This is a genomic window from Shinella sp. HZN7 (genome assembly GCF_001652565.1).
Lineage (GTDB): Bacteria > Pseudomonadota > Alphaproteobacteria > Rhizobiales > Rhizobiaceae > Shinella > Shinella granuli.
On the sequence record NZ_CP015736.1, the window covers coordinates 188,767 to 213,187 of the forward strand.

At 61.9% G+C, this 24,421-nt stretch carries 29 protein-coding genes, 2 tRNA genes and 3 pseudogenes; 15 read left to right on the forward strand and 19 right to left on the reverse strand.

What is annotated here, in order from left to right; genetic code table 11:
• Positions 1 to 14: 14 nt before the first annotated feature.
• Positions 15 to 263 carry an acyl carrier protein gene (locus shn_RS00915; protein WP_064328765.1) on the reverse strand — a complete coding sequence of 83 codons (249 nt, stop codon included), beginning with the start codon at positions 261 to 263 and terminating at the stop codon, positions 15 to 17.
• A gap of 145 nt (positions 264 to 408) precedes the next feature.
• Complete coding sequence (locus tag shn_RS00920) at positions 409 to 699, reverse strand: hypothetical protein (RefSeq protein WP_064328766.1); 291 nt, start codon at positions 697 to 699, stop codon at positions 409 to 411.
• A gap of 395 nt (positions 700 to 1,094) precedes the next feature.
• On the opposite strand from shn_RS00920, the gene shn_RS00925 reads away from it, so the two are divergent.
• Together shn_RS00925 and shn_RS00930 are read left to right on the forward strand one after the other, a co-directional pair.
• Positions 1,095 to 1,448, forward strand: a complete 354-nt coding sequence (locus shn_RS00925) for a response regulator (protein ID WP_064328767.1) — start codon at positions 1,095 to 1,097, stop codon at positions 1,446 to 1,448.
• An 89-nt stretch (positions 1,449 to 1,537) separates the two neighbouring features.
• Entirely contained in the window at positions 1,538 to 2,581 is a 1,044-nt protein-coding gene (locus shn_RS00930; protein ID WP_064328768.1) for a sensor histidine kinase, read from the forward strand.
• A gap of 87 nt (positions 2,582 to 2,668) precedes the next feature.
• Here the strand turns inward: shn_RS00930 and shn_RS36250 are convergent, their stop codons facing one another.
• Complete coding sequence (locus shn_RS36250; RefSeq protein ID WP_162853021.1) at positions 2,669 to 2,824, reverse strand: hypothetical protein; 156 nt, start codon at positions 2,822 to 2,824, stop codon at positions 2,669 to 2,671.
• 321 nt (positions 2,825 to 3,145) lie between these two features.
• Here shn_RS36250 and shn_RS00935 point away from each other — a divergent pair, with 321 nt between their 5' ends.
• Entirely contained in the window at positions 3,146 to 3,433 is a 288-nt protein-coding gene (locus shn_RS00935) for a hypothetical protein (RefSeq protein WP_064328769.1), read from the forward strand.
• 84 nt (positions 3,434 to 3,517) lie between these two features.
• On the opposite strand, the gene shn_RS00940 is transcribed toward shn_RS00935, so the two are convergent.
• Positions 3,518 to 3,895, reverse strand: a complete 378-nt coding sequence (locus shn_RS00940) for a hypothetical protein (protein WP_064328770.1) — start codon at positions 3,893 to 3,895, stop codon at positions 3,518 to 3,520.
• Positions 3,896 to 3,953: 58 nt separating this feature from the next.
• Between shn_RS00940 and shn_RS36255 the strand changes: the two genes are divergently transcribed.
• The 7 genes and pseudogenes from shn_RS36255 (at position 3,954) to shn_RS00975 (ending at position 7,417) form a co-directional block, all read left to right on the forward strand.
• Positions 3,954 to 4,118, forward strand: coding sequence for a hypothetical protein (locus shn_RS36255; protein ID WP_168168884.1), 165 nt, complete (start codon positions 3,954 to 3,956; stop codon positions 4,116 to 4,118).
• Positions 4,119 to 4,293: 175 nt separating this feature from the next.
• Entirely contained in the window at positions 4,294 to 4,503 is a 210-nt protein-coding gene (locus shn_RS00950; RefSeq protein WP_064328772.1) for a cold-shock protein, read from the forward strand.
• A gap of 133 nt (positions 4,504 to 4,636) precedes the next feature.
• Complete coding sequence (locus shn_RS00955) at positions 4,637 to 4,861, forward strand: hypothetical protein (RefSeq protein ID WP_064328773.1); 225 nt, start codon at positions 4,637 to 4,639, stop codon at positions 4,859 to 4,861.
• A gap of 33 nt (positions 4,862 to 4,894) precedes the next feature.
• Positions 4,895 to 5,275 (forward strand): DUF6481 family protein, encoded by a 381-nt coding sequence (locus tag shn_RS00960; RefSeq protein ID WP_064328774.1) that lies wholly within the window; start codon positions 4,895 to 4,897, stop codon positions 5,273 to 5,275.
• A gap of 87 nt (positions 5,276 to 5,362) precedes the next feature.
• Positions 5,363 to 5,554 (forward strand): annotated as a pseudogene (locus shn_RS00965) (transglutaminase family protein); the annotation flags it as partial.
• Between the two features lie 171 nt (positions 5,555 to 5,725).
• Positions 5,726 to 6,799, forward strand: coding sequence for an AI-2E family transporter (locus shn_RS00970; RefSeq protein WP_064328776.1), 1,074 nt, complete (start codon positions 5,726 to 5,728; stop codon positions 6,797 to 6,799).
• 276 nt (positions 6,800 to 7,075) lie between these two features.
• On the forward strand, positions 7,076 to 7,417 hold the full coding sequence (locus shn_RS00975; protein ID WP_064328777.1) for a hypothetical protein: 342 nt from the start codon (positions 7,076 to 7,078) through the stop codon (positions 7,415 to 7,417).
• Between the two features lie 694 nt (positions 7,418 to 8,111).
• Here the strand turns inward: shn_RS00975 and istB are convergent.
• From istB to shn_RS01045, 14 genes and pseudogenes are all read right to left on the reverse strand, one after another.
• Positions 8,112 to 8,906 carry an IS21-like element helper ATPase IstB gene (gene istB / locus shn_RS00980; RefSeq protein ID WP_064328778.1) on the reverse strand — a complete coding sequence of 265 codons (795 nt, stop codon included), beginning with the start codon at positions 8,904 to 8,906 and terminating at the stop codon, positions 8,112 to 8,114.
• Positions 8,896 to 9,462 (reverse strand): annotated as a pseudogene (locus shn_RS00985) (IS21 family transposase); the annotation flags it as partial. The pseudogene shn_RS00985 and the gene istB, both read right to left, overlap by 11 nt.
• A gap of 53 nt (positions 9,463 to 9,515) precedes the next feature.
• Entirely contained in the window at positions 9,516 to 10,727 is a 1,212-nt protein-coding gene (locus shn_RS00990) for an IS256 family transposase (RefSeq protein ID WP_064332381.1), read from the reverse strand.
• 153 nt (positions 10,728 to 10,880) lie between these two features.
• Positions 10,881 to 11,855: pseudogene (gene istA / locus shn_RS00995) on the reverse strand (IS21 family transposase); the annotation flags it as partial.
• A gap of 330 nt (positions 11,856 to 12,185) precedes the next feature.
• A tRNA-Phe gene (locus shn_RS01000) sits at positions 12,186 to 12,261 on the reverse strand.
• Positions 12,262 to 12,436: 175 nt separating this feature from the next.
• Complete coding sequence (gene yacG / locus shn_RS01005) at positions 12,437 to 12,646, reverse strand: DNA gyrase inhibitor YacG (RefSeq protein WP_064328779.1); 210 nt, start codon at positions 12,644 to 12,646, stop codon at positions 12,437 to 12,439.
• Position 12,647: 1 nt separating this feature from the next.
• The gene (locus shn_RS01010; RefSeq protein ID WP_064328780.1) at positions 12,648 to 13,268 is read right to left on the reverse strand and encodes a Maf-like protein; all 621 of its coding nucleotides are present in this window, start codon (positions 13,266 to 13,268) and stop codon (positions 12,648 to 12,650) included.
• A gap of 81 nt (positions 13,269 to 13,349) precedes the next feature.
• Positions 13,350 to 13,568, reverse strand: a complete 219-nt coding sequence (infA, locus tag shn_RS01015; RefSeq protein ID WP_004435948.1) for a translation initiation factor IF-1 — start codon at positions 13,566 to 13,568, stop codon at positions 13,350 to 13,352.
• Positions 13,569 to 13,713: 145 nt separating this feature from the next.
• Complete coding sequence (locus shn_RS01020) at positions 13,714 to 14,175, reverse strand: low molecular weight phosphatase family protein (protein WP_064328781.1); 462 nt, start codon at positions 14,173 to 14,175, stop codon at positions 13,714 to 13,716.
• A gap of 4 nt (positions 14,176 to 14,179) precedes the next feature.
• Positions 14,180 to 14,656: a UPF0262 family protein gene (locus shn_RS01025; RefSeq protein ID WP_064328782.1), complete on the reverse strand. Its 477-nt coding sequence runs from the start codon at positions 14,654 to 14,656 to the stop codon at positions 14,180 to 14,182.
• 3 nt (positions 14,657 to 14,659) lie between these two features.
• Positions 14,660 to 15,958 carry a histidinol dehydrogenase gene (hisD, locus tag shn_RS01030; RefSeq protein ID WP_064328783.1) on the reverse strand — a complete coding sequence of 433 codons (1,299 nt, stop codon included), beginning with the start codon at positions 15,956 to 15,958 and terminating at the stop codon, positions 14,660 to 14,662.
• A gap of 45 nt (positions 15,959 to 16,003) precedes the next feature.
• Positions 16,004 to 16,441, reverse strand: coding sequence for a DUF2948 family protein (locus shn_RS01035; RefSeq protein ID WP_064328784.1), 438 nt, complete (start codon positions 16,439 to 16,441; stop codon positions 16,004 to 16,006).
• A gap of 160 nt (positions 16,442 to 16,601) precedes the next feature.
• A complete protein-coding gene (murA, locus tag shn_RS01040) occupies positions 16,602 to 17,894 on the reverse strand; it encodes a UDP-N-acetylglucosamine 1-carboxyvinyltransferase (protein ID WP_064328785.1) in 1,293 nt (430 codons plus the stop codon).
• Between the two features lie 167 nt (positions 17,895 to 18,061).
• Complete coding sequence (locus shn_RS01045; protein ID WP_064328786.1) at positions 18,062 to 18,262, reverse strand: hypothetical protein; 201 nt, start codon at positions 18,260 to 18,262, stop codon at positions 18,062 to 18,064.
• Between the two features lie 149 nt (positions 18,263 to 18,411).
• Between shn_RS01045 and shn_RS01050 the strand changes: the two genes are divergently transcribed.
• Positions 18,412 to 18,486 (forward strand) — tRNA-Thr (locus shn_RS01050).
• Between the two features lie 405 nt (positions 18,487 to 18,891).
• Positions 18,892 to 20,046 carry a M10 family metallopeptidase C-terminal domain-containing protein gene (locus tag shn_RS01055; RefSeq protein WP_084437683.1) on the forward strand — a complete coding sequence of 385 codons (1,155 nt, stop codon included), beginning with the start codon at positions 18,892 to 18,894 and terminating at the stop codon, positions 20,044 to 20,046.
• Positions 20,047 to 20,257: 211 nt separating this feature from the next.
• Here the strand turns inward: shn_RS01055 and shn_RS01060 are convergent, their stop codons facing one another.
• Entirely contained in the window at positions 20,258 to 21,178 is a 921-nt protein-coding gene (locus tag shn_RS01060; RefSeq protein WP_245337346.1) for an AraC family transcriptional regulator, read from the reverse strand.
• Between the two features lie 139 nt (positions 21,179 to 21,317).
• On the opposite strand from shn_RS01060, the gene shn_RS01065 reads away from it, so the two are divergent.
• The 3 genes from shn_RS01065 to shn_RS01075 all read left to right on the forward strand — a co-directional run bounded on the left by shn_RS01065 (position 21,318) and on the right by shn_RS01075 (position 24,262).
• The gene (locus shn_RS01065) at positions 21,318 to 22,508 is read left to right on the forward strand and encodes an MFS transporter (RefSeq protein ID WP_064328789.1); all 1,191 of its coding nucleotides are present in this window, start codon (positions 21,318 to 21,320) and stop codon (positions 22,506 to 22,508) included.
• Between the two features lie 134 nt (positions 22,509 to 22,642).
• Complete coding sequence (locus tag shn_RS01070) at positions 22,643 to 23,794, forward strand: fumarylacetoacetate hydrolase family protein (protein WP_064332382.1); 1,152 nt, start codon at positions 22,643 to 22,645, stop codon at positions 23,792 to 23,794.
• Between the two features lie 15 nt (positions 23,795 to 23,809).
• Positions 23,810 to 24,262, forward strand: a complete 453-nt coding sequence (locus shn_RS01075; RefSeq protein ID WP_133035919.1) for an Lrp/AsnC family transcriptional regulator — start codon at positions 23,810 to 23,812, stop codon at positions 24,260 to 24,262.
• Positions 24,263 to 24,421 lie beyond the last annotated feature (159 nt).

The window sequence follows — 24,421 nt, forward strand, 5'->3', positions numbered from 1 at the left end:
ACAGCGCTTCCCTGTCACGGCTGCGATGCGACCACGAAGTCGATGGCGTCCTGAACCGTCAGGAATTCCTCGGCCGGCGCATCGGGAATGGTAATGCCAAACTCGTCCTCGATGAGCATCACGATCTGGACCACCTCCAGGGAATCGGCACCCAGGTCGTCGACGATCGAGGCATCGTCGACGACCTTCGATTTCTCGACGACCAACTGCCCGACGATAATATTCTTCACACGTTCAGCTATCTCGGTTCTTACGTCTTCCATGTGTGATCTGCCTTGATGAAGGATCGTTACTGCGACGATGCCGGCTGACGCGATTGAGAGGGATGAAGACGATCATAGCGGCTTTGATCCGGGCGGTAGGCCCAAACAAAAACGGCGGCCAAAGCCACGACGACAAACAGTGCTGTCAGACGATTGGACATCGTGGCCACGCGGCGGTGGAACCGCCCTCGTTTTCCCAGACCTCGACGCTGAGGCGCTGCTCCTGCGCGCGCGCCTTGCGGGAGAGAGGATAGGTTCCAGCATCGATCGTCGCCGACTTGATCAAGCGGATCAGATTTGCCGCATCTTCGCTACCGGTCTCCTGTCCCGGCGTAAGGCTGCGGGTCTCATAGCCGGCGTTTTTGAGAATCTGCCGGAGGACGGTTCGGCGTTGCGTTCCAGGAACATCGGGGCCTTTGAAGATGAGGATCACCACAGCCGCCCCCCGACGATAACAACGAGGATCGTCACCAGGCTGGCTGCAAGAAACAGATAGCCGCTCGCGGCGGGCCATACGTATCGTTGCTGCCTGTGGAGAAAAGCGGAAGACATCGAGTCCTCCTTCATTTTCAGGGCCAGGGTAACCAACCCTCAAACAGCAGCGCCCTTGTCAATGGCTGCTGGAATATGAACCTTGCGCTTGATGTTCCGCATTGGCAAGTCCTCAATTGCGGTCGTTTCGTGCCGGCAGGGCATGGCCCGCATCAGGCGCGCGGAAACGGCTCGACCTGTCGCGCTTTCCCGGACAATGCACGCAGATCAAAGTGCCGTTGATCAAAGAAGGAACGTTGCGTGGTTCCAGGGGTTTGTGACCATTGACAGGAGAACCTCGTGCGCACAGTTCTGGTAGTGGAAGACGAAGTGCTGATCCGTTTGACATTGGTTGACGCGCTGCAGGAGGCGGGTTTCGATGTCGTTGACACCGGCTCGGCCGACGACGCTGTCGAGATCATGAACGAGCAGACGATCCATCTGCTTTTCACGGATATCCAGCTGCCGGGCAAGCTGACGGGCATTGATCTGGCCCAAAGAGTTGCCGAACGTTTTCCCGATGTCGGAATCATCGTGGCGTCCGGCCGGATACAGCCAACGGGCACGGACTTGCCTCCCGGGACAAAGTTCTTTTCGAAACCATTCCGCTTCGATCAAATCACCGCGTGCTTTAAAGCAATGAATAGCCGCTAGATTTCGGCCGCACTCCGCATGCACATATATGACGGCGTAAGCGCTATGATCCGTGGCCTGACATGCAGGGCCGAATTCGAGAGACCTTCATGAAGATAGCAGGCAATGCCGAAACGATTTCATCACGAGAGCGCTTCCTTGAAGCGATCGTGCAGAGCGCGATCGACTACGCCATCATATCCATGGACCTCGATGGTCTCGTGACGAGCTGGAATGAAGGCGCCGTCAACATACTGGGCTGGACAGCCGAGGACATGATCGGAAAGCCGGCCACGGTTTTCTTCACGCAGGAAGACAGGGAAAAGGGCATTCCGCAGAAGGAGATGACGGCAGCCCTCAACCGCGGCCGCGGCAGTGACGAGCGATGGCATCTGCGTGCAGACGGCACGATGTTCTGGGCCTCGGGCGAGATGATGGCTTTGCGCGCGCCCGACGACAAGACCATCGGCTTCATCAAAATCCTCCGTGACAGAACCGGGGAACGCGAACGGGCGGAGCGTGAGCGTCTCCTCATGCACGAGCTCGCCCACCGCATGAAGAACACGCTGTCTGTCGTCCAGGCGATCGTGACACAGTCCTTGCGCAATGCGGTTTCGCTGGACGATGCGACCGACAAGCTCCAGTTGCGCATTGCAGCCTATGCCAAGGCCCATGAAATCCTGCTGCAGAAGGATTGGGTAAGTGCGACGCTCGCGGACGTCGTGGCGGCCGCCGGAATGAATATCGGGCTGGACGGGAGCTCTCGTATCAGGGCAGGTGGGCCTGACGTTCGTCTCGGGCCCCAGGCGGCGCTGTCGTTTGCAATGGTTTTTCACGAACTGCTCACGAACGCTTCGAAATATGGCGCCTTGTCAAACGAAGAAGGGCATGTCGAAATCACGTGGGACATCGAGCGCCGCGATGGAATAGAGACGCTCATCGCATGCTGGCGGGAAATCGATGGTCCGCGCATTGAAAGTTCCGAACCGCACCGCAAGGGTTTTGGCTCGCGCCTCATCGTTTCCAGCCTGCAAGCCTTCGGCGAGGCGTCTGTCTCCTATCGGCAGGAGGGGTTCGTCCTCCTTGCCGAGTTGCCGCTTGCGAAAATTCAGCTCCAAAGCGACTTGTCCGCGATTGAACAACTGACGCGCTGACGACCGGCCTTGTTGAGCCCCGTCCGATTACCGTCCCTGCAGGGGCAGCCAACAAAAAAGGCCGGGGCGAAACCGCACCGACCTTCCTCATAATCGCTTGTCTACCAGTGCCAGTACATCCGTGGTCAAAAGCATGAAGCGATTGTGGCGATTGCGAGCGGCAGAAATCTTCCAGCGCTCATCAGCAATGCCGATTGACAGGATATAGGCAGCCACTGTGTCGAAAACAAGGGCATGCCGCATGTTCAATTGCAAGCGACGGCCGATCTTCGAGGCGTGCCTCTGAACCACCGAAACGATTTGTTGCCAAAGGAGGGAAATGGGTTCACTGTATTCATTCCAGCAGCCATCTTACGGGCGCTGCTGTTTGAGGGTTGATTACCCTGGCCCCAAGCGAGGAGGACGCCATGTCTTCCCTATTCCACCAGCCCAGAAAACACGATGTCGCGACCCTGGCCGGTTACGTCTTGTCCGCAGCGAGCCTTGCGATGATCGTCTACATCCTGATCGAGGGATGGTTGTGATGATCCTCAACGGCAAAGACGGTGGTAAGGCGGTGTTCAAATGATCGAAAGAACCACTGAGACCGAAATCACGTTCACCAATCCGTTTCGTCTGGAAACCCTTTCGGAACCCCTGGAGGCGGGCACCTATCGCCTGGTCGTTGACGAGGAGTTGATAGAGGGGCTGAGCTTCACGGCGTATCGGAGGGTGGCAACCCACCTTGAGATTCCTGCGCTCTCGGTCGCGATGGCCAGGCGCCAGTTCCTTCAGGTGTCGCCGGCAGAGATTGACGAGGCATTGGCGCGGGATGGAACTGTCGTGGCAGTTGGCCCGGGCAACATCTCCTGATCACAGATTGATCGCGTATCCTGGAGAAAGGGAGTGCCGCCCTCCTTTCGCATTGGGTGCTTTGCGTGCCTTGGCGCTGTCCGATCAGTGCACGGACCTATGGTACGGAGCACCGCCTTCATTTTCCCATTCCTGCAGATCGCTCTCACCGGACCTCAGGGGCCTGCTGATCGGGCGAAATGCCGTCCTGCGAACGAGCGGCAGCCCCTGGATGGCGTATCGGGGCAGAAGGGGGGCAAAGAGTATCTTGTACTTTACCGGACGACCAAAGGACCGTTCCAGTTGCTCCGCCAGCGCATGCGGTGAGGCTTCGCCGGAGAGGACCAACTGCATCAGCAGCCGGGTGGCCGTGTTGAATTTTTGCCCATCATCAACAAGGACATCCGAACTGTAACCTGCCGTGTGCAGCACGGACCGGATCATTTCCATTTCGCGTGATGAAACTTCAGCGTCGGAAGACATGTCGTCCTCCTTTGATTGGGGCCAGGGTAACCAACCCTCAAACAGCAGTGCCCGTGACATGGCTGCTGAAGAAACCAGTGTGAGCCTCCTGCGCGCCGTTAGCAAGGATTCAATTAAGGTCAATTCGCGCTTCCGCCAGCACGTGGCCCATACTTGGCGGGTGGGCGTGCAGGATGCAATGCCAATGCAACCCTTTGACGAGATGCAATACTGGAAAAACTAATGGTTGACGCAACGCTATAAACGCGGTACAACACCTCATCGAATTTGCTTGCTGAGCTTTGCTTGTCACGTGGCTGACACCGCGTTCTGAACGAACCTTTCCTTTCAAAATCGCTATCATCATCCGCAGCGCTCTGGCGTGGCGGTTTCTCAATATTGCTATGAAAGGGTTCGTCATGACCACTGGCACAGTTAAATGGTTCAATTCCACCAAGGGCTTCGGCTTCATCCAGCCTGACAATGGCGGCGCCGACGCGTTCGTCCACATCTCCGCCGTCGAGCGGGCAGGCATGCGTGACCTCGTCGAAGGCCAGAAGATCGGCTTCGATCTGGAGCGCGACAACAAGTCGGGCAAGATGTCGGCCTGCAATCTCCAGGCCGCCTGATCGGGTCTCGTGCTTTCCTTTGACCACGGATGTACTGGCACTGCCGGAAGCACGCCCACCCCACGCAAGGCCAGGCATATCGCCTGGCCTTTTGTTTTCCGCTCGCTTGCCGGGCCTCACCACCGGAATTCCCATGACAGAAAAATACAGCCTCTCGCGCCAGAAGGCGGAGATTGCGTTCAGCGCCATCCAGGCGCCGTTCTTTTCAAAGGACGAGGCGGTGCAGGAGCTTGCATCCATCACCCAGTCCCGCGAGGCCAAGACCTTGCGGCTTCGGGAAGCACGCCTTGCCAAGGAACTGGAGGACCGTGCGTCCGCCACGTCCGCTCTCCTCGCCAAGCGCGCCGGCGCACGATGATCACCTCCACACCAGAATAGACAGGACGACGACTTGAAGAACACGAGAGACAACCAGCTTTCCGACCGCCGCGCGGCATCAGCCGATGCGAAGTCGGCGCTGCTGAAAGCTTACCATGCGGCCCAGGTTACCGCGGCCCCCGCCAGAGCGGCGCGCCAGGCGGAGCGGACCCTCATCGCTGCGGCACGGGAGGAGCGGCGCCTCGAGCGCGAGCGGGTAAGGTTGGAAGAGCGGCTGCGGTTCGAAGCCGAGGCAGCCGAACAGCAGGCGGCCGCACAAGCGGCTGCGCTTGCCGAAACGCTAGCCCGCGAGAGCGCCGAAAAGGCGCGTGTCGCACGCGTGATCGAGGACGAAGCGGCACGAAAGGCCGCCCGCGATCTGCGCTACGCCAACCGAAAGGCCAGGCAAGCATAGACTTGCCCAAGGCGACATACCCCGGCGGGAACGTCTCGCGCGCGAAAGCGTTGCGGCCTGACAACGGCTCTTCCAGGGTATGGCACCATGAAAATACGCGCCGGGTTTGATATCGGTTACGAATGCGAGAACGAGACGGCGATGCTGCTTGTTCTCAGCATCCACCCCAGCCGGCGCGCGGATCTGCTCACCGAACAGGCCCTGACCTTCGACCGGCCGATCGAGGCCTGGGAATATCTGGACGTCTTCGGCGACGCCTGCAGCCGGATTGTGGCGCCGGCTGTCCTGAAGCGGTTCGAGGTCGTGACGGAAGAGCTGGCGTGATAGCGGCGGCTCCCGCAGGACGGTTTCGCATTGGCCATGATGGCATGACGCAGCTATTGTCCACGTGAGAAATCCTGCACTGGTCTTGCAGGAAGGGAAAGACCGGCCCCAGCCGACAAGGCAGACATGTCTATTCAGCGTACGAGCTTCTATGTCCTTCTGGCGCTTGTGACGATCGCCTTCATCTGGCTTCTCCTGCCCTATTACACCGCCGTCTTCTGGGCCGTCATCCTTGCGATCATCTTCTTTCCGGTCCACAGCCGGCTGGAACGCATGCTGCGCGGCCGCAGCGGCATCGCCGCCCTGCTGACGGTCCTGTTGTGCATCTGCCTCGTCATCCTGCCGGCGATGCTCATCCTCGGGTCCCTCATCCAGGAAGGAACCAGCCTCTACCAGCGGATCAGCAGCAACGAGATCGACCTCAACGCATACTTCACCCGTATCCAGGATGCGCTGCCGGCATTTGTCGACAACTGGCTGAATTCGCTGCGGCTCGGCGGCTTCGCCGAACTGCGCGAGAGAATATCCTCGGGCTTCATGGAGGCGGGCCAGTCGATTGCGGGCAGCGTGCTGAGTTTCGGTCAGAACACGCTGCAATTCTTCATCAGCTTCGGCATCATGCTCTATCTCCTCTTCTTCCTGTTCAGGGACGGCGCCGCCCTCGGCCGGACGATCCGCCACGCGATACCGCTGAGCGACGACTATACGCGGCAGTTCATCGACAAGTTCGCCGCCGTCGTGCGCGCCACCGTCAAGGGCAATATCATCATCGCGATGATCCAGGGCACGATCGGCGGCATCGCCTTCTGGGCCCTGGGAATAGAAGCCGCCTTGTTGTGGGGCGTCGTGATGACCTTCCTGTCGATGCTGCCGGCAATCGGCGCCGCGCTCGTCTGGGTTCCGGCCGCGATCTGGCTGTTCCTCATGGGCGCCTGGCTGAAGGGCGTGATCCTGGTCCTCATCGGCGTGCTGGTCATCGGACTGATCGACAACCTGCTGCGTCCGCCGCTGGTCGGCAAAGGCACGCGGCTGCCGGACTATGTGGTGCTGATCTCCACGGTCGGCGGCATCTCGCTGTTCGGCATCAACGGCTTCGTGATCGGCCCCCTGATCGCCGCCCTCTTCATCGCCGCATGGTCGCTCTTTGCCCAGCAACAGAACGCGGAGAAATCAGAGCCGACGGACACGAAAGGCATGTAAAATTTCGTCAAGCTACGGAGAAGTTTGAGGTTTCTAATGAATATTTTCAGAAAACCCTGACGAGATTGAGCGTCCTTTTGATCGATTACACAGCGCAGCCGGAATATTTCTATTTCGTTTGGAATAATTCACGCAGATTTTCCAAGAAAATGCAGGAATTTCATTTGCTTTCTACGACTTGAGGCGTAGACTGAAATAGTCCGGATTGCCATTGGCTCCAGGTCCGAGCGCGGGCCGTATCGATCCCGATAATCATCGATTAGAGGGAATAAAGTCATGTCATTCAGTCAAACCTTCGAAAAAGCAAAACCCTATATGGTGGGTTTCGTTCTTGGCCTCGTGGCTGCGCCGATCATCGCCTTCAACGCGGGATGGGTTTCCACCACCAGTGCACGGGCCGAAGCCGTGAAGACCGCGCGCGTAGAGACGCTTGCGGGCATATGCTCCGCCAATGCGGGGCGGATAGCCACTGCGAGCAGCACCGACCTTGCGACAATCAAGGGATATGAAAACCGTGCCAAGCGGGACGAACTCGTCGCCGCTGCCATGGTCGATATCGAGGTGCCGGCGGATCTTCTGAGCAAGGTCACCTTCGATTGCGGACGCACATTGTCCTGATGTTGCGACACTGCGCAACATGAAAACCGTTCAGATTGAATACGGCTTCGCGGCAATCATTGATTTCTTTGAAGAAATTAATGGTGCCCGGAGGCGGATTTGAACCACCGACACGCGGATTTTCAACATTACCGAGAGGTGCGTCAGACGGTCTCATTTCATCTCAACTGGAACGGTCAAGATGTTGATGACATTAATACCAGGATTTCCAATCCATTCAACATGCTTTCGGACAGCCACAAATAAGTTCAACGAATTTGGCTCCCATAAGATACCCAGGCCGGGACAATCAAACCATCAGCCGTTGCGGATAAGGCGTTCAGTCAGCACCAAGTCCGGAATGACCGCAAGGGGGCTGTGGACGGACTTGCGGCTTCTGGGAGCGAGGTTAGGAAAGCAGACATGCGTTTGCGTTCTAAACAGACAGTTCGAATCTCGTCTGGCGCACCGTTCAGGGTAAAACCTGGCATTGCTATGTTATTGTCGGTGCTTGATGATTTTGACGGAGACTATCGCCAACGCTGCCGCGGCGGGCCGAAAGTGGTTCGTGTGCTTGCTCAGAACGCAGGGCGAGGATTGTACGGGTTTGCGTTCGTGCATAGCTCGCTCTGATAGGGTAATCTGTTGGTTTCCACGCAGAACTGAGCCGGTTTTTCCACCGAGAAGTGAGCCACCTCTGAGTATGGTTTTCTGATCAGGGTTTGGTCAAGGGATTGGCCTTTTCTCCTCTCTTCTGTGCTGCTGCGGCCGAGCTGGCCTTGAAGCGGAAGCTGTCGTTACCGGTTTCCAGGATGTGGCAACGGTGGGTCAGGCGATCGAGCAAAGCTGTCGTCATCTTGGCGTCGCCGAAGACGGTTGCCCATTCGCTGAAGCTGAGGTTGGTGGTGATGACGACGCTGGTGCGCTCATAGAGCTTGCTCAACAGGTGGAAGAGCAGCGCTCCGCCGGAAGCACTGAACGGAAGGTATCCTAGTTCATCGAGGATCAGCAGATCGAGACGGACCAGCGTCTCGGCGATCTGACCTGCCTTGCCCTTTGCCTTCTCCTGCTCGAGCGCATTGACCAATTCGATGGTCGAGAAGAAGCGGACCTTCCGGCGGTGATGCTCGATCGCCTGGACCCCAAGGGCAGTCGCGACATGTGTTTTTCCTGTGCCCGGCCCACCGACGAGCACGATATTCTGCGCCCCGTCCATGAACTCGCATCGGTGCAGTTGGCGCACCGTCGCTTCGTTGATTTCGCTGGCGGCGAAGTCGAACCCGGAGATGTCCTTATAGGCTGGGAAGCGAGCAGCCTTCATGTGATAGGCAATCGAGCGAACCTCACGTTCGGCCATCTCGGCTTTCAGCAACTGGGACAGGATCGGCACGGCCGCATCAAAAGCTGGAGCCCCTTGCTCAATCAGGTCTGTGACGGCTTGGGCCATGCCATACATCTTCAGGCTCCGCAGCATGATGACGACGGCGGCACTTGCGGGATCATGACGCATGGCGACCTCCCACGATCCGGACACGCAAGCCATCGTAGCGTTCGACGTTGGCCTTGGGTTCACGCAACAAGGTCAGCGCCTGTGGCGTGTCGATGTCGGGGCCGTCAGTCGTCTTCCCATCGATCAGACGATGCAGCAGGTTCAGCACATGCGTCTTGGTCGCGACGCCTTGATCCAGAGCCAGCTCCACAGCCCTGACGACGACCTGTTCGTCGTGATGAAGCACCAGAGCAAGGATATCGGCCATCTCACGATCGCCGCCCAGGCGACGCAGCATCTGGTCCTGCAACTGTCGAAAGGCCAGCGGCAATTCCAGGAAAGGCGCACCATTGCGCAAGGCACCGGGCTTGCGCTGAATGACGGCAAGGTAGTGTCGCCAGTCGTAAATCGTCCGCGGCGGTTTGTCGTGGCTGCGCTCAATCACCCTCGGATGTTCGCATAGGACATTACCCTCGGCCGCAACGACCAGTCGCTCGGGATAGATTCGCAAGCTGACAGGCCGGTTCGCAAACGATGCAGGCACGCTATAGCGGTTCCGCTCGAAGGTGATCAGGCAGATAGCGTCCGTCAAGATGGTGTAATTTCGGGTGTGGCCCCGGGCTGTCATGATCAGGCGGCTCTGGGTGTAATCTGAAGTGTGGTTTCCTCCTCGATTGTTGGTGGATTTATCTCGGCCATCGCCTCGACCTGCATGTATCGGCTGAGGAGTTGCCATTCGTCGTTGGCTTCGAGCAGGACCGCGCCGATGAGGCGGACGATGCTGTCCTCGTTGGGGAAGATGCCGACGACATCGGCGCGACGCTTCACTTCCTTGTTCAGCCGCTCCAGCGGGTTGGTGGAATGCAATTTGGTACGGTGCTGCGCCGGGAAGGCCATGTAGGCCAACACATCGGCCTCGGCATTGTCCATGAAGGTGCCGAGCTTGGGCCATCTGGCGCGGAGTTGGTCGGCGACATGCCGCCATGTCTGCACGGCGCTGTCGTGGTCGGGCTGGATGAAAGCCTGCCGGATCGCGGCGGCGACCATGGTGTGCTGGCCCTTGGGAACGTAGGCAAGCGCGTTGCGCATCGCATGAACGCGGCACCTCTGCCATGTCGCGCTGAGGATGCGGGTGATGGCGGCCTTCAGCCCCTCATGAGCGTCGGAGATGACCAGCTTGACGCCGGTGAGACCCCGGCGCACCAGATCGCGCAGGAAGCTCGTCCAGAACGGCTCGGCTTCGGAAGGGCCGATGTGCAGGCCGACGATCTCCCTCTTTCCGTCCGTATTGACGGCCACCGCGATTATCGCCGCCACCGAGACGATGCGCCCGCCCTCGCGCACCTTCAGATAGGTCGCGTCGAGCCAGAGATAAGGCCAGTCGCCCGAAAGCGGGCGCTTGAGGAAGGCGTTCACCCGCTCATCGATGTCCTTGCAGAGCTTGGAAACGGAGGATTTGGAAATCCCCGTCATGCCCATCGCCTGCACCAGCTCATCGACCTTGCGCGTCGAAACGCCGTTGATCCATGCCTCCTGGATCACGGCCACCAGTGCCTTCTCCACCATCTTCCTCGGCTCCAGAAAGCCGGGGAAATAGGCCCCTTGCCGCATCTTCGGTATCTTCAGGTTCAGCGTGCCGAGCCGGGTGTCGAGCGAGCGGTCGCGGTAGCCGTTGCGCCAGGTCTGGCGGCCATCGCCCCGCTCATAGCGGCCAGCGCCGATCAGGCCGTCCACGTCGGCCTCCATGATCAGTTGCAGCACGCTTTCGGCAATGGCCCGCAGAAAATCGCTGTCGCCACTCTTCGCGGCAAGCTCGGCAAGGGGTAATCTATCGTCGGTCATCGGAGTTCCTTTCGGCAGGTTGAAGTCGAACAACTCCACCTTATCCGACAGGCCCGGTGACCACCCGGCGCTCGGCAAAAGCGGCAGCGCATTCTCCACCGCAATTTCCACTCAATGCGCCCCCGAAATTACACCACGAACGTGGACGCTACCGATCAGGCATGTCGGAGAGACACGTTTGCCCTGCTCGACGAAGCCGTCAAACGCAGCGGGGAGCGCCATCAATGCTGGCTGTTCCGCGGACCAGACGTCCGCGATCGTGCCGGGCAAGGTGCCGTGTGCTGTGTCGCGCCACAGGTCCTGGCAATGCTGTTCCAGCCAGGCATTCAATGCCGCCAGATCAGGAAAGTCCGGCATCTGTTGCCACAGTCGCGGCCGGGCATCCTGGACATTCTTCTCGACCTGGCCCTTCTCCCAGCCCGCGGCAGGATTGCAAAACTCAGGCGCAAAGACGTAGTGGTTCGTCATCGCGAGGAAACGGATATTGACCTGTCGCTCCTTGCCACGACCGACGCGATCGACCGCGGTTTTCATGTTATCGTAAATGCCGCGAGCAGGGACGCCGCCGAACACACGGAAGCCGTGCCAATGGGCGTCAAACAGCATCTCGTGCGTCTGCAGCAGATACGCCCTGACCAAAAACGCGCGACTGTGCGATAGCTTGATATGCGCGACCTGCAGCTTTGTGCGCTCGCCGCCAATGACGGCATAGTCCTCACTCCAATCGAATTGGAATGCTTCGCCTGGGCGGAAAGACAGCGGAACAAATATGCCGCGGCCCGTCGTCTGCTGCTCACGTTGTCGTTCCGCTCGCCAATCACGGGCGAAGGCGGCAACCCGACCATAGGAGCCGGTAAAGCCGAGAGCCACCAGGTCGGCATGAACCTGCTTCAGTGTTCGTCGCTGTTTGCGCGACTTCCCGGCCTCGGTCTTCAGCCAGGCCGCCAGCTTGTCGGCAAACGGATCAAGCTTGCTCGGTCGTTCCGGTACGGTGAATGTTGGTTCGATTGTACCAGCGTTCAGATACTTCGCGATCGTGTTCCGCGACAGCCCTGTTCGCCGGCTGATCTCGCGGATCGACTGCTTCTCACGCAGCGCCATCCGACGAATGATATTTAAAAGTCCCATGTGGATCACTCCGTTGCCCCGTCGCTCTCCGCGTTGGGGGAAGGTTCACATGGCTCAATTCTCAATGGAAATTATGCGCCTAACCGGCTCAGTTCTGCGTGGAAACCAACATGTTTGGACTGCTTCGCGCGCTGCAACATGACACTCTCCAAGTGGTTACGCTACTAGCACGCCTGCGCTAAAACTGTGCTAACGCGTGACCGTGGCAGGCACGGCAAGCCTTGAAGAAAAAGAGCAATTTTGCGGGGTGTGCTAGACGTGTGCTAGCGTATTTCCAGCGCATGCGGGCTCAAAGAGTTTTTCAAAAAATCAATGATTTTAAGGGCTTAATGGTGCCCGGAGGCGGATTTGAACCACCGACACGCGGATTTTCAATCCGCTGCTCTACCAACTGAGCTATCCGGGCATCCGGTTGGATTTCGGGTTTGAAATCCGTGGGGCGCTTGGTTTCGCCCCGGAAGCGAGCGGGGTTATAGCATCTTGCGAAAATGTGTCCAGCCCTCCCGGGCGTTTTTTGCGGGAAAAATGGCTGGCTTTGCAAGTGGCGGAAAAGATTGTGTTTTCGACGTGTGACGGGGACGTCACATATCGTCCTCGTCGGCCTTCGTCTCGTCGTCGGCGACGGGGATGGCGTAGGAGCCGGAGAGCCAGCGGTTGAGGTCGACGTCGCGGCAGCGGTTCGAGCAGAAGGGATAGTGCTCGCGCGCCGAGGGGCGCTTGCAGATCGGGCAGGGCACGGCCTTGCGCAGCGGGGCGACGATAGCCGCCGGTTTTTCGCTTTCGTTCGTCATGTCAGGCGTCCGTCCAGCCGGCATGCACGTCGAAGCCTTCGCCGGAGAGCAGGGCGAGGGTTTCGTAGAGCGGCAGGCCGACCACATTGGTGTAGGAGCCGACCAGCTTGACGACGAAGCTGCCGGCAATGCCCTGGATGGCATAGCCGCCCGCCTTGCCACGCCATTGGCCGGAGGAAAGATAGGCCTCGATGTCGGTGGTCGAGAGGCGCTTGAAGCGCACCTTCGTGTCGATGACCTTCTGGCGCACCGTGCGGTCCGGCGTGATGAGGCAGACGCCGGTGAAGACGCGATGGCTGCGGCCGGAGAGCAGGTGCAGGGCGCTGGAGGCCTCGTCGATCATCTCCGTCTTGGGCAGGATGCGCCGGCCGACCGAGACGACCGTGTCGGCGGCCAGGATATAGCTGCCGGCAAAGGCGGGGTCCCCCTTGATGGCGGCGAGCGCCGCCTGTGCCTTGCCCGTGGAGAGCCGGCGTGCCAGCGAGCGGGGATGCTCGGAACGCTTCGGCGTCTCGTCGATATCCATGGGCATCAGGCGCGCGGGCTCAATGCCCGCCTGCGCGAGCAGTTCGACGCGGCGCGGCGAGCCGGATGCCAGGATGAGCGTGTCGGTCTGCGCCATGGGGTCTCCGGGGTGCGCCGGTTTCAGCTCTCGGGCCGCGGGCCGGGCAGGGGCGCGGCCGCAGGTCCCGCTGGGAGGAGCTTACTTGAAACGGTAGGTGATGCGACCCTTGGTGAGGTCGTAGGGCGTCATCTCGACCAGCACCTTGTCGCCGGCGAGAACGCGGATGCGGTTCTTGCGCATGCGGCCTGCGGTGTGCGCGATGATCTCGTGCTCGTTTTCGAGCTTGACGCGGAAGGTGGCGTTCGGGAGCAGTTCCGTCACGACGCCGGGAAATTCGAGGACTTCTTCTTTTGCCATCTTTGAGCGATATTCCTGTAGGGTGGATTCGGGGAGGCCGGATGCCCGCCTCGAAAAAGTTGCCGGAAACTACACAATCCCCAGTGCTTTGTGAACACCGAAGCGCCGGCTTTCTGCATTTGCCGGAAACAGGGCTGTCCTGCGCCTAGCCGGGGGCCTTCAAACGCTTCTCTATCAGCATTTTCAGGAATTCGCGAACCTCGCGGTAGGCGCTGAGAATCTGCTCGCGCGTGCCGGTCGCCACCGTCGGGTCGGGCGTCGGCCAGTACATGACGTCGACGGCCATGGACCGGGTGAGCTCGAGCGCGGCATGGTGCGCTTCCGGGGCGAGCGTCACGATGAGGTCGAAATAATCGTCCTCCAGCTCGTCGAGCGAATGGGGCGCATGGCGGCCGAGCGAGAGGCCCACCTCGCCGAGCACGGCATCGACGAAGGGGTCGCGCTCGCCGGGGCGCACGCCGGCGGAGGCGACATAGGTGCCGGGCAGAACGCTGCGGGCGATCGTCTCGGCCATCGGCGAGCGCACCGCATTCATGCGGCACATGAAGAGAATCGAACGGGGCGTTCGCGACCGGGCTTCCTGTGGTGCCGGGAAGACGCCCTCCATCCACTCACCCGCGCCAGTAGAGAACGCAGACGAGCGTGAAAAGCCGGCGGGCCGTGTCGAAATCGAAGCGGATCTTCCCCGAGAGCCGGTCCATCAGCGTCTGCGAGCCCTCGTTGTGGATGCCGCGCCGGCCCATGTCGATCGCCTCGATCTGGCTGGGCGTCGCCGAGCGGATCGCCTGGTAATAGCTCTCGCAGATCATGAAATAGTCCTTCACGATGCGCCGGAAGGGCGTCAGCGAGAGGATATGGGTGGCCACGTCCTCGCCCGCCTCGGTGCGGATGGCGAAGACGAGCTTGGAATCGAGCAGCGAGAGGTTGAGGCGGTAGGGGCCGCCGGCATGGCCGATCGGCTCGAACGAGTTCTCCTCGATGAGGTCGAAGATGGCAACGGCACGCTCGTGCTCCACATCCGGCGTGGCGCGGCCGATCGTGTCGTCCAGCACCACGTCGCAGAGGCGGAAGCTGCCCTTCTTGCCCATGCCCTATGTCTCCAGGTTGAGCCGGATGGCGACGGAGCGGGCATGCGCGCCGAGCCCCTCGGCCTCGGCAAGCGTGATGGCGGCAGGGCCGAGGGCGCGGAGCTGGTCGGCGCCGAGCCGGAGGATCGAGGTGCGCTTCATGTAGTCGAGCACCGAAAGGCCCGAGGAGAAGCGGGCGGATCGTGCGGTCGGCAGCACATGGTTGGAGCCGCCGACATAGTCGCCGATGACCTCGGGCGTGTGGCGGCCGACGAAGATGGCGCCGGCATTGCGGATCTTCGGCATCAGCGCGTCGGGGTCGGCGGTGGCGATCTCCAGATGCTCGGCGGCGATGCGGTTGGCAAGCGGCACGGCCTTGGCAAGGTCGGGCACGAGGATGATGGCGCCGAAATCGCGCCAGCTGGCGGCGGCGGTCTCGGCGCGCTCCAGCGTCTTCAGCTGCCGCTCGACGGCGGCCTCGACGGCATCGGCGAGCACTTGGCTGTCGGTGACGAGGATCGACTGGGCGCCGACATCGTGCTCGGCCTGGGCGAGAAGGTCCGCGGCGAGCCAGTCCGGGTCGTTGTCGGCGTCGGCGATGACGAGCACTTCGGAGGGACCGGCGATCATGTCGATGCCGACGGTGCCGAAGACCTGGCGCTTGGCGGCGGCGACGAAGGCATTGCCGGGGCCGGTGATCTTGGCCACGGGCGCGATCGTCTGCGTGCCGTAGGCAAGCGCCGCGACGGCCTGCGCGCCGCCGATGCGATAGATCTCGTCGACGCCGGCGATGCGTGCGGCGGCAAGCACCGCCGGATTGATCTCGCCGTCCTTTGCCGGCACGACCATGACGAGGCGCGGCACGCCGGCGACCTTGGCCGGCACGGCGTTCATCAGCACGGAGCTTGGATAGCTCGCGGTGCCGCCCGGCACGTAGAGGCCGACGGCGTCGATCGCCGTCCAGCGCGAGCCGAGGCCGACGCCGATGTCGTCCTCGTAGATGTCGTCCTTCGGCCGCTGGCGGGCATGGTGCTTTTCGATGCGCTGGGCGGCCAGTTCGAGCGCGGCGATGATCTTCGGATCGACCGCGTCATAGGCCGTCTCGATCTCCTCCAGCGAGACACGCATGGAGGTGACGGCAAAGTCGAGGCCGTCGAACTTCTTCGAATAGTCGGCCAGCGCCGCGTCGCCACGGGCGCGCACATCGTCGATGATCGCACGCACGACGGCATTGACGTCTTCGGAGACCTCGCGCTTGGTGGTCAGGAAGGCAGCGAACCGGCTTTCGAAATCACTGCTCTGGTAGTCAAGTCTGATCGCCAAGTCGTCCGTCCTGTCGTCTTCCGGCCAAAGTGCCGGCAAAATCCTTCAAACCGCCGGATGGCGGGGCTTCAAGCTGGTTTCCCATGCCCCGCCGGTATCTGCAAGCTGAACTTCGACGCATTCCACATCGAGCGCGATGGAGGCGCTGCCGGAGAGCACGAGTTCCAGCGTGCCGTCCGGGCCGTCTCCCTTCCGGGTGAAATTCACGGCGAGCAGGGAGAAGACGGCGTCCTCGTCCTTGCGGTCGATGCCGAGCGAGCGCACGGCGTTGACGCGCTTGAAGGCAACGACGGCGCGGCGGCGCTCGAAGGCCTTGCCGCGGCCGACCGCCTTTTCCCAGACGAAGCGGTTGACGACGACGGAAAAGACACCGTGGCGGGCGTCATAGGAAAGGCCGTCGGTCTTAAAGACCGCGTCCTGCAGGTGGGCGGAAACGACGGAGAGGTCTTCCGTATCGAGGGCGAGCAGTTTCAGGCTGTCCATGGTGCGTCCTTCGGGGGCAAGCTGGCAAGGGAGCGGAAGGCGCCTTCGCAAGCGGCATTGCGGAAAAATGCTTGGGGACGCCGCGGTTTGCGGCATCCCGGTCTTTTCCACGAGATAGGACGGCGCGCGGCAGACTGCAACGCCCGCCGCGCAAGGAAGATCAGTCGCTGACGCGTTCGACGACGGCGCCGCAGCGGGTGAGCTTCTCCTCGAGCCGCTCGAAGCCGCGGTCGAGATGGTAGACGCGCGAGACCATGGTCTCGCCTTCGGCAGCAAGGCCGGCGATGACGAGCGAGACCGAGGCGCGCAGGTCCGTCGCCATGACCGGGGCGCCGCGCAGCCGCTCGACGCCCTCGATCTTGGCCGTCTGGCCGGAGAGCGAGATCTTCGCGCCGAGGCGGGCCAGCTCCTGCACATGCATGAAGCGGTTCTCGAAGATCGTCTCGGTGATGTGCGAAATGCCGCTCGACTTGGTCATGAGGCCCATGAACTGCGCCTGCAGGTCGGTCGGGAACCCGGGGAAGGGGTCTGTGACGATGTCGACCGGCTTGATGCCGCCGCCATTGCGCACGATGCGGATGCCGCTTTCCGTCGAGGTGATTTCGGCGCCGGACCGGCGGATCGCTTCGAGCGCGGTTTCGAGCAATGCGGCATCGGTGCCTTCGAGCGTCACGTCGCCGCCCGTCATGGCGACGGCCATGGCATAGGTGCCGGTCTCGATGCGGTCGGGCAGCACGCGGTGGCGCGCGCCGGAAAGCTGGGTGACGCCCTCGACGGTGATCGTCGCGGTGCCGGCGCCCGATATCTTGGCACCCATGGCGTTGAGGCACTTGGCGAGGTCCTGCACCTCCGGCTCGCGGGCGGCATTGCCGATGACCGTCGTGCCCCTGGCGAGCGTCGCCGCCATCATCAGGACATGCGTCGCGCCGACGGAGACCTTCGGGAAGGTATAGCGCGCACCGATGAGGCCGCCTTCGGGCGCCGTCGCCTCGATATAGCCGCCGTCGATCTCGATCTTCGCGCCGAGCGCGGCGAGCGACTCGATGAAGAGGTCCACCGGGCGCGTGCCGATGGCGCAGCCGCCCGGCAGCGAGACACGGGCCTTGCCTTCGCGGGCGAGCAACGGGCCGATAACCCAGAAGGAGGCGCGCATCTTCGAGACGAGCTCGTAGGGCGCCGTCGTGTCGACGATGTTGCGCGAGGTGAAATGAATCGTGCGGGAATAACCCTCGCCCTGGCGCTCGCGGCGGCCGTTGACGGAAATGTCGGCGCCGTGGTTGCCGAGGATGCGGATGAGCTGCTCGACGTCGGCAAGATGCGGCACGTTTTCCAGCGTCAGCGTGTCGTCCGTGAGGAGCGAGGCAATCATCAGGGGCAGCGCGGCATTCTTGGCGCCGGAAATCGGGATGGTGCCCGTCAATTCGTTGCCGCCTACAATTCGGATGCGATCCATGTGCGATTACGGGCCGGGCCCGCCTTTCCTAGAATGTCGGCTTTCGGAGATGGCGGCCTCTTTAGAGCATCGCGATCGAAAAATGAAGACCATGCCGGCCGGCCGCCCTTTGCGCGCGCCCGGTCGGAAAATCACCCCCGTCGCCTTCGTGCTGAAGACATGCCGGTCTAATCGCCCGATTCGTCTTTTTTTGCGGCAGGAAGCCCGCCGGGAAGCCCCGACGTTTCGTCTGCCGCACCGGCCCGCCGGGCGCGCGCCTGCTGCTTCCGGCGCTGGAGATTGTCGCGCAGCGTCTTGGCCAGCCGCTCCGCGCGAATCTCCGCCTCGGTCCTGATCTTTCCGCTTTTCATCTCGTCCTTGCCGCTCATGCCCGTTCTTTTAGCGAAATCCATTCCGGCAAAAAAGCGCCGTCATCACCAGATTTGTTGCAACAATCGTAAAATCGCCGCTTGCACTGCCGGGTGACCTATGGCAATAGGCCCTCGCTCACGCGGAACACACCTTCGTTTCGCCGGACGCTGCTATAGCTCAGGGGTAGAGCACTCCCTTGGTAAGGGAGAGGCCGAGAGTTCAAATCTCTCTAGCAGCACCATCATTTCCCCGGAAAGCACTTACTTTTTTGAGCTTTATGTCAGCTGTCGAGCGCATTGGCGATTTGCTCCTGCGCGAAACCGGACGCCACCTGCGTAGGCCCGGCAAGGTGGAGATCGATCGGATTGTCTGGCGATACTGCCCATGGTGATCCGATCGGCAAGGGCGGCCCGCTTGCAGCGTTGGTGTGCGGTTTCCCTCGCGTCGGCCATTGTGATCTCGTAGAATATCCGTGGCCCTGATCCAGGGCCGCTTCTCAAGAAACATGCAAGCCCTGTTCCGTCCCTGCATTGGCAGGGGCCTGTTGCTCTGACGGCGACCGTATTTCCACCCCCTCCTCCACTGAGCGCTCTCCCATTTTGCTGAAAGCTTGATACTATTCTTCGAACTGACGGGAGGGGGCTCGATGGGTATCATAACATCCAACTACAGCGGAGAACTCGATGGCAAGACTTCTGTTGTTGTCGGAGAGGACACGTATCGATGGGGCGCGGATCGGCTATTGTATGACATGGTCGACTTCAACGTCCCGACCGAGGGTCCCAGTTTTACCGTCAATTTGAAGTTGAGCGGCTCGTCATGGGCCGTGAGTGTTATTCGCGCGAACATCAATGCGAACTTCAACATCACTGACGCGACGACCGGTACCAGCGATGCAGGTCGTGCCTACATTAACGTCCTGCTCGCCGGCGGTACCGGAACAAGTACCATTACCTTGAAGAATGCCCAGGTGGAGTCTCTCCTAGCCGGCAATGGCGTCCAGAAGGTAACCGTTGGGTACTGGGTCAATCACATGGACCTCGGTGGTGGAAACGATCATGTCGTCATGACCGGCGGAGGCGAAGCGGAGAATGTCATTCTGGGGACAGGGAATGACACGCTCACGACTGATACGGGGCTCATGGGAACCATCAACGGAGGCGGGGGAGCCGATGTCGTCAACCTCGGCAAGGGCGGCGCTGAATATGTCAACCTCGGCCGTGATGCCGATGAAATCATCCTCAGCGCACTGGCGGACAAGGAGCTTGTGGTGTCGCTGAATGGTGGCGAGAGAGTTCTGGGATCTGGAAAAGATTCTGACACCGTCAACTTCACTGCGTTTTCAGCCAGGCTGACCATCGACCTCAACGGCGCATCGAGCGTGAAAACCGGAAGCGGCGAATTCCACATTCGGAACTTCGAGAACGCGATTGGCGGTCGCGGTAAAGATACGCTGGTCTCGAATGGCGAGGCCAATATCCTCAAGGGCAACGGAGGTGCCGATCTCTTCGTCTTCAAGACGGTGAAGGCCGCGACCGGCGACACGATCCTCGATTTTTCCCAGTCGCAGAAGGACAAGATCGACCTCGGCGGCATCGACGCCAGCACGAAGAGCGGCGGCAACCAGGATTTCAAGTTCATCGGCACCGCCGGCTTCCACAACAAGGCGGGTGAACTGCGCTACGACAAGAAGGGCGGCGACACATTCATCCACGGTGATGTGAACGGAGACGGCAAAGCGGATTTTTCTATCGCCATCGACGCCAACATCAATCTCAAGGCGAGCGATTTCATTCTTTGACGGTCGTTAAGGCCGGAAGGCGCGTCGAAGCGGTGGCCTATCCAGTCTTAAGACGCCGCCCGGCCCATCATATCCATGCGGGTACATCCGCGGTCACAATGCGCCCGGCGAGGATTTACCCATGGTCGACGAAGTGGGTGGGCTTCCGCTCGTCTTCGCGCCCGAAGGGGGGTAGCAAAGCATTTCGGTTGCTCACCACGCACCTTGACGCTCAGGTGCCGGATGGTGTCGCCGCCTTCCTGCGTGTCTGGCCGGGCGGTTCACCGACGACGCGTTTGAAGGCGCGGGCGAAGGCGGCCTGGGAACCGAAGCCGAGGCGGCGGGCGGCGGTGTCGATCGAGAGCTTGTCGCGACGGAACCATTGTTCGGCAAGGCGCATGCGCAGGGCAAGCACGTAGCGCTGCGGCGTCACGCCCGTCACCTCGACGAAGCGTTTTGCGAAGACCGATCGGGAGCTGCCCATTTCCTCTGCCATGTCGGCGAGCGTCCAGTTGCGGCCGGGCTCGCGGTGGAGGGCGGCGATGACGCGGCCGAGGCGCGGGTCGCGCAGCGCCTCGATCCAGCCCGTTGCATCGCCGCAGCCGCATTCCACCCAGCCGCGCACGATGGAGGCGGCGACCACGTCCGCAAGGCGCGCCAGGATGCCGGCCGAGCCGACGCGCTCCTCCCCCATCTCCCGCTCCATCGCGTCGAGCAGCGGCATCAGCTCCGGCTGGCGGCCGATCAGCGCGCCGACCGACATGATCTGCGGCATGAGGCCGACCAGCGGATGCAGCGTGTCGAGCTCGAATTCCATGCGCCCGGTGAAGATCAGCGTGTCGTTTTCCCGGTCGGCGGTCTTGATGCAGGCTTCCACCGCCGCCACATCGGCGCAGAGCGGCTTTCGCGTATAGCTGTCGTAGTCGCGGATCTGGACATGCGGCCCGGTGACGATCTCGTGCATCTCGCCGCGCGGCAGAAGCACGGCATCGCCGCAGGCAAGTTCGCGCCCGGCCTCGCCCTGTGCGCGCAGCAGCACCTTGCCGCGGGAGACGAAATGAAAGCGGGCTTCCGGTCCCGCCGGGAAGCGGATGCCGAAGGGTGGGCTGAGCTGGAGCCGGCCGTAGCTCGCGCCGCGAAGGCGCATGCCCATCAGGAGCTCGCTGACGGGATCATGCAGGTTTTTTACAGGGTCGGACGATTGATCAAACATTGCGGATAAAATGACATTGTGCGTCTTGCATTTCAACCCACCTCTTGGAGCACGCACTGCAACAGGAAAGGGATGGCAGATGACGGATGCAATAATCGCGGCGCCGCAGAGCGAAGCGGATGCGCGGCCGGCCTGGGGAGCCGTGATATCGATGACGTTCGGCGTGTTCGGGCTGGTGGGCGCGGAATTCCTCCCCGCAAGCCTGCTGACGCCGATGGCGGCGGACCTTCGGATCTCCGAGGGCATGGCCGGCCAGGCGGTGACGGCGACGGCGGCGGTCGCGCTGGCGACGAGCCTGCTGGTCACGGTGGTGACGCGCAGGATCGACCGGCGGCTCGTGCTGCTCGGCCTTTCGGTCCTCCTGATCTTCTCGAACCTCCTGGTGGCGATGGCGTCGAACCTTGCCATGCTTCTGGCCGGGCGCGTGCTGCTCGGCATGGCGCTCGGCGGCTTCTGGACGCTTTCGGCGGCGACCATGATGCGGCTGGTGCCGGAGGCCTATGTGCCGAAGGCCTTGTCGGTCATGTTCCTCGGCGTATCGGCGGCCACGGTCTTCGCCGCGCCCGTCGGCAGCTATGTCGGCGATATCGTCGGCTGGCGGAACGTCTTTCTAGGCGCCGCCGTGCTCGGCGCGCTGGCGCTCGTCGTGCAGTTTGCGACGCTGCCCTCGCTTCCGCCGCGCGGCCATTCGCGCTTCGGCACGCTCTTCGAGGTGCTGATGCGGCCCGGCGTCGGTTTCGCGATGTTCGCGATCCTGCTCGTTTTCACCGGCCATTTCGCCTTCTTCACCTATATACGGCCGTTCCTCGAAACGGTGACGGGTCTCGGCGTCGAGGGCTTCTCGGCCGTCTTGCTCGGCTTCGGCATCGCCACCTTCTTCGGCAACTATCTTGGCGCCGTGCTGCTGGAACGCTCCATGCGCTTCACGCTGACGATCATGCCGGTGGTGATGGGCGCGCTTGCCTTCTCGCTCTCCGTCTTCGGCGGCAGCCTTGCCGGCGATGCGGCCATGGTCGCGCTCTGGGGCCTCGCCTTCGGCGCGGTGCCGGTCGCCTGGTCGACCTGGATCACCCGCGCCGTGCCGGACGAGGCCGAAAGCGCCGGCGGCCTCTTCGTCGCCGCCATCAATTTCGCCATCGCGACCGGTGCCGCCGCAGGCGGGGCCCTGTTCGATACAACCGGCGTGACGAGCGTCTTCGTCGCCAGCGGCGCCGTGCTGCTGCTGGCCGCACTCACCATCGTCTCGGCGGTGCGCACCCGGCCGGCCTGATCGCACGGGATGGCGGCGCTCCCGTCCGCCATCCCCCTATTTTCGTTTGCGTGCGCCTGTCTTCTCCCTGTTCCCCGTCATGCTTTTCGGTCTAGAACTCCAGTCGAGGATTCTTGGAGGAGCGGCGTGTGACGATGACGGCAGGCGATTTTTCGCGGGGAACTTTTGTCGGGCGCGTCTGGCGGCCGGATGTGCAGGGGCCGGCAGTGGTGGTGCTGCGCGACGGCAAGCTGTGTGACATCACGTCCAAGGCCATCCCGACGATGCGGGACCTTCTGGAAACGGACGATCCGGCGGCTGTCGCGCGTGCGGCGCCCTGCGATCCGTTCGGCACGCTCGATGCCGTGCTGGAGGCATCCGTCGAGGGCGCCGGCAATTTTTCCCGGCTGCACCTGCTCGCGCCCTGCGATCTCCAGGCCGTCAAGGCCTGCGGCGTCACCTTCGCCCGCTCGATGATCGAGCGCGTGATCGAGGAGAAGGCGGCGGGCAATCCGGCGTTGGCGGAGAAGGTGCGCGGCCGCGTCACCGCCATCATCGGCGACAGCCTGCGCGACCTGAAGGCAGGCTCGGACGCGGCGGCCAAGGTCAAGGCGGCGCTGATCGAAGAAGGCGTCTGGTCGCAATATCTGGAAGTCGGCATCGGGCCGGATGCCGAGGTCTTTACCAAGGCGCCGGTGCTGGCCGCCGTCGGCTGGGGCGCCTCGGTGGGGCTGCACCCGATCTCCAGGTGGAACAATCCGGAGCCGGAAATCGTGCTGGCGGTCGACAGCCAGGGCCGCGTCAAGGGCGCGACGCTCGGCAACGACGTGAACCTGCGCGATGTCGAGGGCCGCTCGGCGCTGCTGCTCGGCAAGGCCAAGGACAACAATGCCTCGGCCGCGATCGGCCCGTTCATCCGCCTCTTCGACGAGACCTATGCGATCGGCGACGTGCGCAAGGCCGATCTCGATCTCCTGATCGAGGGCGAGGACGGTTTCGTCCTGAAGGGGCGCAGCACGATGCGCGAGATCAGCCGCGATCCGCTCGACCTCGTCGCCCAGACGATCGGCAAGCACCACCAATATCCTGACGGCTTCCTGCTGTTCATGGGCACGCTCTTCGCGCCCGTCGAGGATCGCGATACCCCCGGCCAGGGCTTTACCCACAAGACCGGCGACCGGGTGACGATCTCCAATGCCGAGCTGGGTGCCCTCACCAACACCGTGCGCCTTTCCACCGAATGCCCACCCTGGACCTTCGGCATCGCCGCGCTGATGCGCAACCTCTCCTCCCGCGGGCTCCTCTAGATGGGCGAAAGCGGCATGGACGAGACGAGCCGCAAGATCCTGCGGCTGCTGCAGAGCGAACCGGAGCTGACGGTCGCCGAGATCGGCGAGCGCGTCGGGCTCAGCCACACGCCCTGCTGGCGGCGCATCAAGGAGATGGAGCGGCAGGGCATCATCCGCGGCCGCATCGTCGCCGTCGATCCGAAGCGCGTCGGCTTCGAGGTGTCGGTCTTCTGCTTCGTGCGGCTGAAGCAGCACGACGAGGCGACGCTGCTGGAATTCGAGAAGGCGGTGCGGCACATGCCGGAGGTCGTGCAGTGCTATTCCATGACCGGCGACCATGACTATGTGCTGCGGGTGCTGACGAGCAGCGTGCGCCAGTACGAGGAGATCCTGAAGAAGGCGCTGCTGCGCCTGCCGGGCGTCGGCTTCGTCAATTCCAGCTTCGCGCTCGACGAGCTGAAGAACACGCACCGCGTTCCGATCTGACGGGAAATGAGGATGGCTTTGCGCCCAGCGGCCGCTTTTGCGGATGCCATCCCGAAACTGTGATGCTCCGCCGCGAAAATAGGGACCCGCTCCTCCCATTCCATGGGTAAGCTCCTACATATGGAGGATGGCTTTCACGGAGGAGGGCCATCGAGGAGG